Source organism: Bradyrhizobium sp. SHOUNA76, assembly GCF_023006445.1.
Classification (GTDB): domain Bacteria; phylum Pseudomonadota; class Alphaproteobacteria; order Rhizobiales; family Xanthobacteraceae; genus Bradyrhizobium.
The window spans coordinates 1-478 of the sequence record NZ_JALBHA010001157.1; the positions used below are offsets into that span (position 1 = coordinate 1).

The following is a 478-nucleotide window of genomic DNA, read 5'->3' on the forward strand; positions in this document are numbered from 1 at the left end:
CCGCATCCGGCGTTCGCATGGCCTGCGCCGTCACCAGATCGTGCAAGCATGCCTCCGACGGATAGGCCGAACACGTCTCGTTCCACTCCTCCACCAATTGCCGCCGCTCCGTCTCCGGCAGCATCGCAAGCTCCGACAGCGGACGGTCCGCGTCAGCGACTGCTTCCATCAACATTTGCGTCAGATGCTCCGACAGCCGCTTCACCGTCGCGGCGTCGAACAGATCGGTCGCGTATTGGAAGAAGCCGTGCAGCCCTTCGTCGCCTTCGTGCAGATAGAATGCCAGATCCAGCCGATAGAGCGATGGATCGACGCCTCCAACAGGCTGATCTCCCACCTTACTCAGCGTCAGCCCCGGCAGTTCGAACTTCTCCTGCGGCACGTTCTGCAATGCGAACAGGACCTGGAAGATCGGATGGCGGCTCGCCTCGCGCGCCGGCTGCAGCTCCTGCACCAGGCGCTCGAACGGCAGGTCCTG

The 478-nt window shown here is 63.4% G+C and carries 1 protein-coding gene; it reads right to left on the bottom strand.

Going from position 1 to position 478, the window contains the following annotated elements; genetic code table 11:
* Positions 1 to 478, bottom strand: a 478-nt coding sequence (locus MOV74_RS40270; protein WP_246933117.1) for a condensation domain-containing protein, incomplete at both ends; no start/stop codon positions are given.